The sequence below is a fragment of the Kurthia populi genome (genome assembly GCF_042686175.1).
GTDB classification, from domain to species: Bacteria; Bacillota; Bacilli; order Bacillales_A; family Planococcaceae; genus Kurthia; species Kurthia populi.
The window spans coordinates 15,075-28,912 of record NZ_JBHUOR010000136.1 but is presented as its reverse complement, the minus strand read 5'-3'; the positions used below and the strand labels follow the sequence as shown (position 1 = coordinate 28,912).

Genomic DNA, 13,838 nt, shown 5'->3' with positions numbered 1-13,838 from the left:
AGTATTCTGAAAATAATGAAAATTAAAGTTAGCTAAAATAATAAACTAATAAGGAATTTAACGTCCCTATTAATCACTTCAAAAGCTTGATATAATAGACTTTCAAAAAAAGCGATATTTTTTTATGCACAACTTAACCCCGACTTTGCAACTTGTAAGCACGACTTTTTAACAATGTAAGCGCTTTTATGCCAACAAAAAAACAGTACGCGTCATATAAGACAAGTACTGTTTCAAGATAATAACCAACGTTCTAAACGTTTGCGTAATTTTAGTGATGGTCTAACGATATTTCGCTCTAATTGACTCATATAAGCAGCTGACACATGCAACATCTCACCTGCCTGTGATAACGTCAGATGCTGGCTTTTACGAAAATTGGCAAGTTGCTTTGCAAATTCTTCATTCTCTTTTTTTGTTGTCGTCATAGGTACTCTTTTTTTCTCAAGTGAATGATACGTTTCGAGTACCGCTTGTGGCGGTTCAATAATAACTGCCGCATTGAGCCAATAATTCCCCCAGCCTTTGCCTACCGCTACAGCTTCATCCCAATTGACATAATGCCAGCCTGCAATCACACCATCTGTCGTTAATTGATCGAGTGCCTTTTCAAAACGCTCACGTGTTCGAGAAGGTGAACGTTGATTTAAGGTTTCCCCAATAGCTTTTAGTAGCGTCGACACCTTATTCGCTTGCCAATACTTTGCTTGCGAAGCTTGTGTACGCCAGCGCCAACTTAAATATCGACATAATTGTTTTTCATGGCGAAAACGATATACATGATAATGAAATGCACGAAATGGTAATAATGCCAATTGTCGCTGAGAACCACTCAAGTACGGTGTAAAAATAGGACCTAATTTATAGCAATATTCTTGTTCAAAAACGAGTAAGTGTCCTTTCAACTTTAAAGGCGTCGGTTGATTTGTATGATAACTGACCATTTGCTCAATCTCCACATGGATATTTTTTAGCAATGCTAAAACAGCTAGAACTTGTTGCTTTTGCTTTGCCTCGTAGCCTCCTCGTCGTCCTTCTCCACCTAATTTCTGCTTAATATCACGCATCATTAAAATATCTGTTAAACGAATTTCGACTATATTCTGCATGTTTTCTGACTGGTGAAGGAAAAAACCACATAAAATATCTAGAACATCTACCGCTAATACAGCCATCGTAGCATCAATTATTTGTCCTTCTTTTAAAAATAAAGTTCCTTTTGTTTTTCCTTTTTGAAATGAATAGACTGTTTGGGAAGAGTTTAATTGATAAAGCACTTCTCGAATTACTTGATAAAGTGTATTATTCATCACATACATATAATGAGGCACTGTTGCAAGTTGTGAAAAATCGCGTGCATTTTGCATTGTTTGTGTTACGCTTTTTTCGACCTCAATATATACTTCTAAATCCTTCTTTAAAAGAAGAATTACTTGCTCCTGCCACTCTTTAATATAGTCGTCAACTACAAGTGAAATTTTATCAATAAAAGTCTCATCATTCGCGACATCGTTCATGTGAGCGAAAAATAATGCATTCAATGCTTTATCAGGTAATTTTTTCAACGAATTAAGCCCTTCTACAACGACAATATCTTCTAAAATTGCCATCGTCAAAGTATCGCTATACCATGTAGTGAATGCATCCCATGTTTTTTCCTCACCGATAAAGGTCCATTTTTTAAGGACATTTTTTGTAATCGTTAATGAATCGTCTAGTAAGTGCTGATCTTGTAACAATGTTAAATTTAAATGCTGTTGCTGACTAACAACATAAAAAATAACAGATTTTGCGAGCTTTTCAATTAAACGTTCCCGTGCACGGACGCGTAACTGGAAAAACAATGCTTGATTTTCTAAATAAGCCGATTCTTTTACAATAAACACTTCAGATGTGTGGAAAATTTTCTCTTTTTCTAATTTTAAAATGGTTCCCATGGATTGATAGGTTTCAAAAAGCTTCACATAATCGTAAGGTTGCTCATCTTGTTCAAACATAAAAAGTACATAAAAAGGCTGGATTCGTGCACATAATTTAATCATTTCTTGCCTAAACATTTCCGAGGATTGACTTAGCGATAACGAGAGATGTGACATCGACATAATTGACCCCCTATTTTTCTTATCACTAACAATAATTCGACATTTAAGCATTAAATACCTTCAAAAAACAGCTTTTTTCACACAAAAAAAACCATGCAATCACATGGTTTTTAGGCTTTTGTTGTAAAAACATGTACTTCTTGTCCATTCAACATTTCTGTCTTATCCAAATGCATACCAATTGTTTCTGCAATGCGCATCGAAGCTTTGTTACCTGGTTGAATTAGCGCAATTAAATTTGTTAAGTGCATTTCTTGCTCGGCATAGTCTTTCATTGCTTCTGCTGCTTCTGTCGCAAAGCCTTGACCCCAGTAAGCTTTCGCAACCCAATAGCCGATTTCAAATTGTTTTTGACCATTCATCACTTGTGGTACGATGCCCGCATGCCCCATTGGCTCACCTGTTTTGCGGTTTTCAATAATTTTTAATCCGGTATGCTCGTCTTCACGATAATGCGTATAAATCCACGATAAAAATTGTTCGACTTCCGCATCATTACGAGTTTGACCGTCACCGATATAGCGCATCATGTCTTTTGATTGTAATAGCCCTTTTAAAAAATAAAAATCCGCATTCGTATAATTGCGAAAACGTAAGCGCTTTGTTTGTAGATGGAACATAAAAGTCCCTCACTTTCTGTAACTTATTAGGTGGGAACACTTGCAAATAATGACATGTAACTAATATGCCAACTTTTTAAGTCTTTGTTCTATTGTACCTTTTTTTAGGTCATTTAGGGCGAGAAAATGAATGTTTTTTAATACATGCTTATTCTATCTGATAGTTATTGCTACTTTTATACAAATAGATGATAACACTCATTGTCTATTAGAAAATCTGCATAAGAAAAAGAGGCATTTTTTAGTAAACAATACCTCTTTCTTTTACCTCTATTATCGAACAACAACAGCTTGCTTTCTTGCTAAATAAGCTGCTTCAAATTGCTCTTTTGGTACCCAATAAATCTCTTTTTCATCTGCTGGATCATGAACACGATATTTTTGTGTGACACTATTATAGCCTGTTAAAAGCATGACATGTAGATTACTTACAAATGTTGCAGGATGTTTTTTACCAATATCCCATTCCCCTTCGCGCGGAGGTTCAAAACGAAACGTCACCCATACCACTACAGGATTTTCATGAGCTAATTCTTGTTGTAATTGTTTTGGCGAAGCACCTGAAATATCAACAATCATTTTACTATAGGCTTCACGTGCATAGGATGTAAGTGGTTTTGGGAAAATCGTTTGGAAATAACCCTCCATTGCATAATAAGGTGACCCAACAAAGCCTTTATTTGGATTACGGTCTGCTTTTGGCATATTATCAAGAATTGTTTTTAGGGAGACATCATCATTGTAGCCTTTATAACGTAAGGCCATTAATAGAGATGTCCCTTCACAACCAAATGGCGCATCAAGTGGTCGATACTGACTAATATATGGAACATTTAGCGCTGTATATTGATATCCCTTCGGAGCATCTGCAACATCCACTTTTGCTACCCACCCAACAAAATTACCATAGGTTACATAATAATGAGCACCTTCATAATTTGTTGCTTGTAGGAGTGTATAAGCTGGTATATTGGCCAACGTAGTTCCTTCATAAGGAACACTTTTTAATTTGGTTTCTTCTTTTGTATACAATGCTTTTTTCTGTCTCGTCTTAAATTGGTACGATACCGCTGCTAACCCAAGTGCGGCAGCGATAGGCATCCATTGCTTTTCTGCCATCGAAATCCCTCCTCACTTATTTCTTTTATTATAGTATCAACGGCGATTCGTTTACAAATATATACTTATTTATAATAGTAATATAATTCGATGAACGAAGAAATTTTAAAAAAAACGTTTATTTATTATTTCACTGGGAATATATATTACATAACAGCAAAAAGGAGGTTTTACCATGTTTTCATTTATCTGGTTCATTATTATTGGTGGTATTCTAGGATGGTTAGCAGGACTTATTCTTGGTAAAGACATTCCTGGCGGCGTTATTGGTAATATCATTGCTGGTATTATTGGTGCTTGGCTAGGTAGCCTAATTCTTGGTGACTGGGGTCCTAAAGTTAGCGACTTCTACATTTTACCAACTTTATTAGGAACAATTGTACTAATTTTAATTGTAAGCTTTATTATGAAAGCTATTGGCGGTAAAAAATAATCGCTCATAATAAAAAGCCTTTTCCATTATAGGAAAGGCTTTTTATTATGGAAATATATTTAAAAAAGCATTAGAGTGGTTATTTCATCCATTTTGTGGTAGACCTATAATATAGAATGTTTTTAAGGAGGAGAAATGATGAATTTTCCAGAAGTAAACAATCAACTATTTATCAATGGCGAATGGGTGGATGGTAGCGAAGATGCTGTTGCTGTGTACAATCCATCTACAGGTGAAAAAATTGCTGATATTGCACAAGGTGGCACAAAAGAGACAGCTGAGGCTATTGCCTATGCAGAGGGAGCTTTTGCTGGCTGGGCTGCAACGGATCCTAAAGAGCGCGCGCGTATTTTACACAAAATTGGCTCTTTAATAGAAGAAAACCTCGATCGCCTTGCGCTTATCATGACACTGGAACAAGGAAAACCACTCTCTCAATCAAAAGTAGAAGTTCAAACCTCTGCAGATTCTTTCCATTGGAACGCAGAAGAAGCTCGTCGCTTATATGGTCGTGCGATTCCCGCTCCAAGTGAACATCATTTCTTAACCGTTTATCAACCGCTTGGCGTTGTTGGCGCAATTACGCCATGGAACTTCCCTTCAAACATGATTGCACGTAAAATTGCTCCTGCACTGGCAGCTGGTTGTACGGTTGTTATTAAACCTGCGAGCGCGACACCATTTTCTGCACTTGCTCTTGCTGAATTATTCGTTGAAGCAGGATTACCAAAAGGTGTTGCAAACGTTGTGATGGGTAAATCAAGTGATATCGGTAAAGAATTAACAACGAATGACACGGTGAAGAAAATTACGTTCACAGGTTCAACAGAAGTTGGCCAATTATTAAATGAACAGTCTGCTAGTACATTGAAAAAAGTATCTATGGAACTTGGTGGACATGCACCATTTATCGTCTTTGATGATGCAGATTTAGATCAAGCTGCAACAAGCCTTGTGACAGCGAAATTCCGTAATAATGGTCAAGTATGTGTCTCACCAAACCGTATTTACGTTCAAAAATCAGTGAAAAAAGAATTTACTGAGAAATTATTAGAAGCTATGAAAACGGTTGAAGTTGGCTTAGGCATCGAAGATAAAACAGTGGGTCCATTAATTAATGAAGAAGCACGCGAACATGTAGAAGCACAGTTAAAAGATGCGACTGATAAAGGCGCGACGATTTTACATGGTGGTAAACGTCCTGAAGATGAAAAATTTGCAAATGGTCCATTTATTGAACCTACTGTCATTGATGGTATCACAAAAGATATGGATATCTACTATGTAGAAACATTTGGTCCAGTCATTCCATTAATCGAATTTGAAACAGATGATGAAGTAGCAGAAGCAGCAAATGATTCTGAATTTGGTTTAGCTTCTTACTTTTTCTCAAAAAATATCGCACGTATTTCACGCTTTTCAAGTGCACTTGAATACGGAATGGTCGGTGTTAATACAATGGCGATTTCACAAGCTGAAACACCATTTGGCGGCGTAAAACATTCTGGCTTTGGTCGCGAAAATGGTACAGAAGGTATTCATGAGTATGTTTATGCTAAATCTGTTTGTATTCATGACTAATTACTACGTATAAAAAGGTTCTCTTCTAAAGATCTTACGTCTTTGAAGAGAACCTTTTTTATGCAATTCTTTTTCTTATGATGCTAAAACTATTTTTCTAACAAAACACATAACATATCCAAATAGTTTCATACAATAACAAAATAGTCGCATTTTCATTACAAAACGATGACGATATGTCAATTTTAACAGTCAGATTAAAATGATAACTTTTTGTCATATTTTTAACATATTCACATAATAGTATTGTTATGAATTCGATATATGATGTGTTTGTAATAAAAAACAAGTACGAAAAAGGAGTTCATTGATTCATGAATACAAAAGCAAAAATCTTTTCTTCATTAGCATTAACGGGTATGTTATTCTCAGCAACAGGTGGTTTTAATGCATCAGCTATGGCAAATGACGGTGGTGCTGCCCCAAAAACAACGTATAAAACAACTTCATATAAAACAACAACTTCATCTTCAAATACATACACTGTAAAACAAGGTGATACTCTAGGTGCAATTGCCTCTAAATTTGGCACATCTTACAAAAATATTATGGCATTAAATGGCTTATCTTCTACAACGATTTATACAGGTCAAACATTAAAAGTAAAAGGTACTGTAAAAGCATCAACACAAGCTGTGACAAAAACATCAAATAGCACAGCTTCAACACCACAATATAAACGTTCAACACAAGCTTCTACAACTACACAAGCTTCTGCAACAGGTATGGCAGGTGCAGCAAAAGTAGCATTAGCACAAGTTGGCACACCTTATAAATGGGCTGGTAAAGCTCCAGGTGGCTTTGACTGTTCTGGTTTAGTTTACTATGCAGCACAACAAGCTGGCGCAAATATCGGCTATGCTACTTCAGCTGGCTACTATAGCATGGGTACATCTGTGTCAACACCTCAAGTTGGCGATTTAGTATTCTTTAAAGACACGTATAAAGCCGGCATTTCTCACGTAGGTATCTATGTAGGTAACGGTCAAATGGTAAGTGCTGCTTCAGGCGGCGTACAAGTGGATGATATTCACGGCGCATACTGGGGCGATCACTTCGTCGGCTACAAACGCATGTAATCTTAGCAGTCAACTATTCTAAACACTGTATAGACCCCCTCTACCTAAGAGGGGTTTTTCATGTTTTCTGTGCCATCATCCATTTAAGTGCTTGTTGCTCTAATTGTTTAATAAAATCATTTTTTCCATCACAATAGGCGTTATTATCATAAGGAAAACGTGCAGCCAACTGACTTTTCAACGCCTCATACAGCTGGCTCTGCTCAGGATGTCTACGTAAATAATCACGAAAAGCAATATGCCGCTCGATTTCAACAATATTTGAATAATGAAACGCATGGATATGATGCGTACGCATATCGCCGCCCTTTCGATAGAAGCGACGACCTATAATGCCATATTCACCAAGTGTCTCATATCCTAATTGCTTAAAATCATCATCTAGTTGATTAAGTTTCTCTAAATCCTCAACAATTAATAGTATATCAATAACCGGCTTCGCACTTAGCTTCGGTACAGATGTACTGCCAATATGCAAAATGTTCACGTACGTTTCACAAACAATGCTTTTTATTTTTTGACTTTCTAACTCAAATAACACCGGCCACTGCTCATCATAGGGTACGACATTAATTTTCCTCATTGCTACCTCCGATGTTGTAACACTTTTTCAAGATATTCCTCTAACGTCATATCCTGTTCTGCCGCAAGTGACTCCGTATCTTCAATAATTGACTCAACAGAATAATAAGGTTTACAGCGAATCCAGCGCGATGATTTTTCGTGAAAAACAATACCCTCACTTTCTAATAGACGCTCAATTTGGCGATAACTTATTTCCTCACCCTGGTCCTTCAATTCTAAAAAAACTTCTGCCTTTGATGCTTGCTCATCTAAAATTTTTTGAACAATAAATAACTGAATTTCTCGATACGTCATCTCATTCACCTCTGTATAATTTACGCTATTATAACAAATTATTACATTTAAACCTATTAAAAAAGCGACTATTCTCTTCTTAGAGAATGATCGCTTTTCGTTATTATTTTTTCACATAAACAGCTAATACTGCTTTAGCAGTTGTTGCTTTATTTGTAACCACAACCGTTAACTTTTGTTTATTTTTTTGTTTTGCTAATTTGATATTGAATTTACCATTTGAAGGAACTTTCTTCGTTGCTAACACTTTGCTACCTTTTTTGACAACAATTTTTGACCCAGCTAAAGCTTTACCTGATAAAACAGTTGGTTTAGTTGTTTTCGCAATGTTTGTCTTTAATACCGCTGTACTTAATGCATTGAATCCATTAAGACGCCCATAACCAGACACTAAGTCTTTTCCTACTGCTAACTTATAAGTAGCTTCCTCTTCGTAATCTTCATAATCACCCGAGCCACCAATTAAGTTTAAAATATCATCATCACTTGATGTACCATCATTGTCTCTTTCTTCAAAGGCAACATTTTTCGACGATTCATGTAATACCGTACGAATTTGACCAATCTTCATGGAAGGATTAGTACTTTTTAGTAGCCCAACAACCGCTGCTACATGTGGTGTGGCCATCGATGTCCCACTCATATATGTGACATTACCATTTGGTACAAGACTTGGTATATTCGATCCAGGTGCTACTAAATCTAATTTATGACTATAATTTGAATAATCGGATACGACATCAAGCGGGCTTGTAGCACCCACTGAAATCACATAACGTGATGACCCTGGATATGAGATACCTTCTGTACCGTCATTCCCGCTCGCAACAATAATTGCCACATTTTTAGCATGTGCATATTTTAGTGCAGCTTCAATGGTACGGCTATAAGAACCACCTAAGCTTAGGTTGATTACTTTAGCGCCTTGGTCAACCGCATATTTAATACCTAACGCAATACTTTCAAGTGAGCCACTACCTGATTCATCTAACACTTTTACAGGTAGGATTTTTGTATGTTGGTTAATACCACGCATTGAGTAACCATTTGTTGCTTGCGCAGCAATAATACCCGATACATGTGTACCATGACCATTATCGTCAAGCGCTGTTTGCTGGCGATCAACATAGTTACGTCCTTTATTCATTAACACAACATTTTTTAAATCCGCTAATGTATTATCAACACCCGTATCTACAACCGCAATTGTTGTCGTTTTTAAAGCTGTTGCATTGACTAATTTTTGTAATCTTACATTGCTTACATCTGCTCCAGTAATTCCTTCAGAACCTGTGTTTTGAAGTGACCATTGATATGGATATTGAATATCTGCTGCAAGTGCATGATAGGTTGTAACCGGCTCTACATATTCAACAGCCGCCATCTTCTCAATTTGCGTGGCTGTTTTCGCTGTCGTTGCTTGCTGTGCCTTCATCGACATTGACGCATCCTGAGGCTCTAGTTCGATTACGTACGTATCTTCTAAAATTTCATTATTTTTTACAGCTAATGTAGAAGCTGTCGTTTTACCCGTTGCTTGCTGTTTAAATTTAGTAAATGAATAGCCATCTTTCAATTTTACAATAAATTTATTTTTTGACGATTTTTTCGTTAATTCGCCTGTTGCTTGCTTCACAACATCCGCTAAATCTTCACCAGCTAAACCATCTGTTAAGCCAACCTTCTTCGCTGTCGTTGTCATCTTTTGTTGTAATGTTGCTGGAACATTATTGAATGTGATATCAAATAATGCTTGAATCGCTTGTGCCTCTGATTTCGTAATCACGCGCGTACTTGCTGCCCCGTTTTTATTCATATCTTTCACAAGCGGTTGAATCGTTACTAAATGTTTGTATACCGTTTGTTTTAAGCTGCTATCTGTTAGTAATTTTGCAGCTAAAAATGGCGCTGCTTTATAATACAATGCTGATAGTTCGCGACCATCTGCTGTTTTTGATAAAATACCATCACGGAAAACGCGAATATCTGATAGCATCGTTTTCGCATCTTTTTTCCCGTCAACGCCAAGCTCTACTGGGCACGCATTGCCACTTGATAACTCGGTTGCCGGCGCTAATGTAACAGGTTGTGCAGTTAGTGTATATGCTACTGTCGGCACTTGCATTTCTTCATCCGTCACGCCATCTTCTGTTGCCGGTTCACCGGCCATCGATCCGTCATCCATAAAGCCACTGTACTCTACTTTAATATAATACGTTTCATCCCAAGCATATGGAAATTTGATAATTGCTTTACCGTTTTCGACAGTTCCAGCTACATATTGTTCATATGCCTCGTTATTTTGTGCTTTCTCAGCACTTGAAAACATTGTGACATTTAAAATATAATCACTTTTCAGTGTTAATTTTACGTGTGAATGCTTTTTAATATCACTTGCCGTTGGTTTATATTTAAACCATTTAACTCCGGCTTCGTTAAATGTTTCATCAATTGTGGTATTATCGCCTAGCTTAATAGCATTTGCTAAATCTGCATCAGTTACGGCACTTGCATTTGCAACCCGCACAGTTGGCAAAAGCACACTAATGATTAGTACTAAAATAGCTAACCATACACTACTTTTTTTCATGTAAATCCCCCTATAATTATATTGGTAGTTTTCACTCCTTTTCCTATTATAAAGAAAATAACAGGAAGATGATATATGTTTTAAGTTTTTCCTTGCATTTCATCCATTTTATAGAATTTTTTTGATGATAATATGACTTTTGACGTAAATTCCAATGGCGTTCATATTCCGTTCATATAACTGTTTTATAATAAATTTAGTTTTTTAATAGAGAGGGGTTTATTCCTTGGAACCAAAAGAAATCCGATTTCTACGTGTAATGGGGATTGCAGATGGTATTTCGCTTCTTGTACTATTGCTCATTGCGATGCCATTAAAATATTTTGCTGGATTACCGATTGTTGTAACGATTGTAGGTAGTCTTCACGGCGCGATTTTTGTAACCTATATTATTGCAATTGCTATTGTACAATTACGTATTCGCTGGCATATTATTTATAGCCTAATTGCAGGCGTAGTTGCATTTATTCCCTTTGGAAATTTCATTTTCGATAAATATATTAAACAAGCTGGCGAGAAATATTATGCAGCTAAAATAAATGCTTAAAAAAGACACTGGGGCAAAATACGTCATTTTCCTTTTTTAGTGTTCACAACGAAAAACCGAAACCGCACTGTGGCGCGGCTCCGGTTTTTCTTATGCTCATAGGAACGGTTATTTTTACACGTATGTCCCAGCCTCTTTTTATTATTTAGCAATTTTTTCGATTAATGGCTTTAGCCAATCTGTTAATTGTGTAAACGTAAAACCTGCTTCTGTCGCTTTAGCATTTGTCATATACCAAGATGCTGGAATGCTATAAGGTGAAGTCCCCTCAACAATAATTGCTTCTTTGTCAACCACTTGTTCAATAGTTTGTATTAATTTACGCATTGAAATTTTACCATTTGCTGTAGCATTATAGGGACCTTCAATATTAGCAAAACCTGCCCAGTAAAGAAATTCTGCAGCCTCGTCTGCCAAAATAAATGACATTTCAGCATCAAGATTAACAAATTCTATCGCTTCACCCTGCTCAATATGCTCTACGTAATAACTTAAACGACTTGTATAATCATCCTCACCCATGACAATTGGGAATCGTACAGCGACAACTGGAAAATTAGCGTAATCTTCAAACACAGCTTCTGCCTGACGTTTACCTTCCGCATAACTATGCTGCTGTGAAGGAATTAAATCATAGATGTAATTCATAGCATTAAAATCTTCTTCACGTTTCGCTACACCATCCGCTTCATAAACAGACATCGTTGATGTGAAAATAAGACGCGTCGTATGGTCATTTAAAATAGCGCAAAGCTCCATTGCTTCCTTTGGCGTATAACAAATATTGTCGTACACAATATCATACACCGTTCCTTCAAAAGCTTCGCGTAACTCGCTACTATTTGTACGATCTAGTATTGTATGATGAACACGCTCATCAAATGGATTATCATGCTGTCCGCGTGTTGCAATTGTCACATCATGACCTTGTTGTACAAGCTTTTCGACTAAATGTTTGCCGAAAAAGCGCGTTCCTCCGATTACTAACACTTTTGCCATCATTCATTCCCCCTGCTTCGCATAATCCTCTGTATTTTGTGGTATACAGTAAGTACTATTAACCATACCATACTCTATTTTCGGAGAACAAGGGAGGCAACCCTATGCAAATAATTCGTGAAAAACGTTGGCTATATATTCTTTTTTTTAGTATGCTATTGCTCATTTCTTTGACGCTCTTTATTCATTATAGTATTGGCTCTGTTATTGTAAACGGTAAGAGTATGGAAAACTCCATTCATGATGGCGATAAGTTTATTACGAGTCAGCTGGCCTATAAATGGAATGCCCCGCACTATAATGATATTGTCATTCTCGATGCCTCTACAATTCCTGGACATGAATTATACATTAAGCGCGTCATTGGCCTCCCTGGTGACGTGCTCGTTATTCGTAACAATCAACTTTATCGCAACAAAGAGCGTATTGAAGAGCCATATATTAAAGAACGCATGATCGATACACATCTATCTATTACAGTACCTGAAAACCATTTATTTGTAATGGGTGATAACCGCAATCACTCCACAGATTCACGCGTTTTTAGTGCCATTGATATGCGTAAGGATGTTAAAGCTGTTGTATTATTTCGTATTAAACCATTTCGACAGGATTATGACTGACGATACTAGTTGAACGCATTTTCATATAAAACTTTTGACGCCACCGCTTTGTCAAAAAGCCCCTTAATTAATTTAATATCTGTATGGCTAAACGGGTGCTTCGCACGACCGATGATACGACATTCCTGCTTATACTTTATAATAGCTCAACTAAACGCGTGCCTACTGCTTCAGTGGTTGCATGCCCGCCAAAATCAGGTGTTAATGTTGTTTTTTCAGCGAGTAACTTTTCAATCGTTGTTAAAATATGTGCCCCCCTCTCTGGTCGTTCAAAGAAATCAAACATTTGACTAACCGACCAAATGGCGGCAAGTGGATTGGCAATGCCTTGTCCTGCTATATCTGGTGCAGAGCCATGAATCGGCTCAAACATAGACGGATAGAGGCGTTCTGGATTAACGTTTGCACCTGCAGCAATGCCCATACCACCTGCGATTGCTGCGCCTAAATCGGTTAAAATATCGCCAAACAAATTAGATGTCACAACAATTTCAAAACGTCCTGGATCCATGACCATAAACATGGCCGCTGCATCGACTAAATATGAATGCGTTGAAATGTCTGGGTACTCTTGTGAAACCTCTTCAAATACCTCATCCCAAAAGACCATTGAGTAATTAAGCGCATTGGCTTTACTAATGCTTGTGACTGACTTACCACCTTGACGGCGCGCTTCTTCAAAAGCGTAACGAATAATCCGTTCCACTCCCTTGCGTGTAAAGACACCTGTTTGCAGTACTTTCTCCTGAGGCGTTCCTTTTTCAAGCCATTCCCCAACACCTGCATATTCACCTTCACTATTTTCACGAATAACGAGCATATCAATTGTTTGCTCTGTACCATGACGTAGCGGCGACTCTATACCTTTTAATAATTTTACAGGACGAATATTAACATATTGGTCGAATTTTTTACGAATCACTAATAGCAATTCACGTAATGAAATATAATCAGGCACCCCTGGGAATCCTACTGCCCCTAGATAAATGGCATCAAATGCTTGCAATTGCTCTAGCCCATCATCTGGTAGCATCTTTCCATGCTTTGTATAATACTCACAGCCCCATGGGAAATATGTATACTCAAATTGAATCGTACCGTCGATTTGCGCGGCACGATTCATCACCTTAATCCCCTCTGTCACTACTTCTGGTCCAATGCCATCTCCTGCAATGACCGCGATACGTTTTGTTTCCATTTCTTCATCACCTCTACGTTTAAAATACGCCTCCTAAAACTACTTGGCAATAGTTTTTTCCATATTAT

The 13,838-nt window shown here is 37.2% G+C and carries 13 protein-coding genes; 5 read left to right on the top strand and 8 right to left on the bottom strand.

The features are described from left to right. Positions 1–233: 233 nt before the first annotated feature. The 3 genes from ACFSY7_RS17155 to ACFSY7_RS17145 all read right to left on the bottom strand — a co-directional run bounded on the left by ACFSY7_RS17155 (position 234) and on the right by ACFSY7_RS17145 (position 3,841). On the bottom strand, positions 234–2,102 hold the full coding sequence (locus tag ACFSY7_RS17155; RefSeq protein WP_380148857.1) for a helix-turn-helix domain-containing protein: 1,869 nt from the start codon (positions 2,100–2,102) through the stop codon (positions 234–236). 110 nt (positions 2,103–2,212) lie between these two features. Further along, positions 2,213–2,722 carry a GNAT family N-acetyltransferase gene (locus tag ACFSY7_RS17150; RefSeq protein WP_126991686.1) on the bottom strand — a complete coding sequence of 170 codons (510 nt, stop codon included), beginning with the start codon at positions 2,720–2,722 and terminating at the stop codon, positions 2,213–2,215. 273 nt (positions 2,723–2,995) lie between these two features. Next, positions 2,996–3,841 (bottom strand): C39 family peptidase, encoded by an 846-nt coding sequence (locus tag ACFSY7_RS17145; protein ID WP_380148856.1) that lies wholly within the window; start codon positions 3,839–3,841, stop codon positions 2,996–2,998. Positions 3,842–4,016: 175 nt separating this feature from the next. Between ACFSY7_RS17145 and ACFSY7_RS17140 the strand changes: the two genes are divergently transcribed. The 3 genes from ACFSY7_RS17140 (at position 4,017) to ACFSY7_RS17130 (ending at position 6,934) form a co-directional block, all read left to right on the top strand. Further along, positions 4,017–4,274 carry a GlsB/YeaQ/YmgE family stress response membrane protein gene (locus ACFSY7_RS17140; protein WP_126991684.1) on the top strand — a complete coding sequence of 86 codons (258 nt, stop codon included), beginning with the start codon at positions 4,017–4,019 and terminating at the stop codon, positions 4,272–4,274. A gap of 138 nt (positions 4,275–4,412) precedes the next feature. Beyond that, positions 4,413–5,855, top strand: a complete 1,443-nt coding sequence (locus tag ACFSY7_RS17135) for an NAD-dependent succinate-semialdehyde dehydrogenase (protein ID WP_380148855.1) — start codon at positions 4,413–4,415, stop codon at positions 5,853–5,855. Between the two features lie 314 nt (positions 5,856–6,169). Then, positions 6,170–6,934, top strand: coding sequence for an NlpC/P60 family protein (locus tag ACFSY7_RS17130; protein ID WP_126991682.1), 765 nt, complete (start codon positions 6,170–6,172; stop codon positions 6,932–6,934). A gap of 58 nt (positions 6,935–6,992) precedes the next feature. Here ACFSY7_RS17130 and ACFSY7_RS17125 read toward each other — a convergent pair whose 3' ends face one another. From ACFSY7_RS17125 to ACFSY7_RS17115, 3 genes are all read right to left on the bottom strand, one after another. After that, positions 6,993–7,517, bottom strand: a complete 525-nt coding sequence (locus ACFSY7_RS17125; protein WP_380148854.1) for a GrpB family protein — start codon at positions 7,515–7,517, stop codon at positions 6,993–6,995. Between the two features lie 2 nt (positions 7,518–7,519). After that, positions 7,520–7,813: a hypothetical protein gene (locus ACFSY7_RS17120; protein ID WP_380148853.1), complete on the bottom strand. Its 294-nt coding sequence runs from the start codon at positions 7,811–7,813 to the stop codon at positions 7,520–7,522. Between the two features lie 103 nt (positions 7,814–7,916). Next, complete coding sequence (locus ACFSY7_RS17115) at positions 7,917–10,403, bottom strand: S8 family peptidase (RefSeq protein WP_380148851.1); 2,487 nt, start codon at positions 10,401–10,403, stop codon at positions 7,917–7,919. Between the two features lie 226 nt (positions 10,404–10,629). Between ACFSY7_RS17115 and ACFSY7_RS17110 the strand changes: the two genes are divergently transcribed. Further along, positions 10,630–10,950: a DUF3817 domain-containing protein gene (locus tag ACFSY7_RS17110; RefSeq protein WP_380148849.1), complete on the top strand. Its 321-nt coding sequence runs from the start codon at positions 10,630–10,632 to the stop codon at positions 10,948–10,950. Positions 10,951–11,091: 141 nt separating this feature from the next. Here ACFSY7_RS17110 and ACFSY7_RS17105 read toward each other — a convergent pair whose 3' ends face one another. Then, positions 11,092–11,949: an NAD-dependent epimerase/dehydratase family protein gene (locus tag ACFSY7_RS17105; RefSeq protein WP_380148848.1), complete on the bottom strand. Its 858-nt coding sequence runs from the start codon at positions 11,947–11,949 to the stop codon at positions 11,092–11,094. A 104-nt stretch (positions 11,950–12,053) separates the two neighbouring features. On the opposite strand from ACFSY7_RS17105, the gene lepB reads away from it, so the two are divergent. Beyond that, positions 12,054–12,572 (top strand): signal peptidase I, encoded by a 519-nt coding sequence (lepB, locus tag ACFSY7_RS17100; RefSeq protein WP_139993091.1) that lies wholly within the window; start codon positions 12,054–12,056, stop codon positions 12,570–12,572. A 136-nt stretch (positions 12,573–12,708) separates the two neighbouring features. On the opposite strand, the gene ACFSY7_RS17095 is transcribed toward lepB, so the two are convergent. Beyond that, positions 12,709–13,770, bottom strand: a complete 1,062-nt coding sequence (locus ACFSY7_RS17095; RefSeq protein WP_380148847.1) for a tartrate dehydrogenase — start codon at positions 13,768–13,770, stop codon at positions 12,709–12,711. Between the last annotated feature and the right edge of the window lie 68 nt (positions 13,771–13,838).

Coding starts and splice junctions, on each gene's coding strand:
- ACFSY7_RS17155 (WP_380148857.1), bottom strand. CDS start 2,102: ATGTCGATGTCACATCTCTCGTTATCGCTAAGTCAATCCTCGGAAATG.
- ACFSY7_RS17150 (WP_126991686.1), bottom strand. CDS start 2,722: ATGTTCCATCTACAAACAAAGCGCTTACGTTTTCGCAATTATACGAAT.
- ACFSY7_RS17145 (WP_380148856.1), bottom strand. CDS start 3,841: ATGGCAGAAAAGCAATGGATGCCTATCGCTGCCGCACTTGGGTTAGCA.
- ACFSY7_RS17140 (WP_126991684.1), top strand. CDS start 4,017: ATGTTTTCATTTATCTGGTTCATTATTATTGGTGGTATTCTAGGATGG.
- ACFSY7_RS17135 (WP_380148855.1), top strand. CDS start 4,413: ATGAATTTTCCAGAAGTAAACAATCAACTATTTATCAATGGCGAATGG.
- ACFSY7_RS17130 (WP_126991682.1), top strand. CDS start 6,170: ATGAATACAAAAGCAAAAATCTTTTCTTCATTAGCATTAACGGGTATG.
- ACFSY7_RS17125 (WP_380148854.1), bottom strand. CDS start 7,517: ATGAGGAAAATTAATGTCGTACCCTATGATGAGCAGTGGCCGGTGTTA.
- ACFSY7_RS17120 (WP_380148853.1), bottom strand. CDS start 7,813: ATGACGTATCGAGAAATTCAGTTATTTATTGTTCAAAAAATTTTAGAT.
- ACFSY7_RS17115 (WP_380148851.1), bottom strand. CDS start 10,403: ATGAAAAAAAGTAGTGTATGGTTAGCTATTTTAGTACTAATCATTAGT.
- ACFSY7_RS17105 (WP_380148848.1), bottom strand. CDS start 11,949: ATGGCAAAAGTGTTAGTAATCGGAGGAACGCGCTTTTTCGGCAAACAT.
- lepB (WP_139993091.1), top strand. CDS start 12,054: ATGCAAATAATTCGTGAAAAACGTTGGCTATATATTCTTTTTTTTAGT.
- ACFSY7_RS17095 (WP_380148847.1), bottom strand. CDS start 13,770: ATGGAAACAAAACGTATCGCGGTCATTGCAGGAGATGGCATTGGACCA.